1 tRNA gene and 1 rRNA gene are annotated in these 255 nt (G+C 53.3%); both read right to left on the reverse strand.

Features of this window, described 5'->3' with window-relative positions:
* Positions 1–77 (reverse strand) — tRNA-Ile (locus GEV01_RS30635).
* Between the two features lie 76 nt (positions 78–153).
* Positions 154–255: ribosomal RNA gene (locus GEV01_RS30640) — 16S ribosomal RNA — on the reverse strand; the annotation flags it as partial.

A 255-nucleotide genomic window follows, 5' to 3' on the forward strand; every position in this document is an offset into this window, starting at 1 on the left:
TGGTAGGGCTGGTTGGACTCGAACCAACGACCCCCGCGTTATCAACACGGTGCTCTAACCAGCTGAGCTACAGCCCCAAATGCTGTTCTTTAATATTGACAGTCGATAAGTGTGAACGCTTGATGAGCAGTCCGAAGACCAGTGCCACTCTAGAAAGGAGGTGATCCAGCCGCACCTTCCGATACGGCTACCTTGTTACGACTTCACCCCAGTCACGAATCCTACCGTGGTAAGCGCCCTCCTTGCGGTTAAGCT

Source organism: Rugamonas rivuli, assembly GCF_009380165.1.
GTDB classification, from domain to species: Bacteria; Pseudomonadota; Gammaproteobacteria; order Burkholderiales; family Burkholderiaceae_D; genus Rugamonas; species Rugamonas rivuli.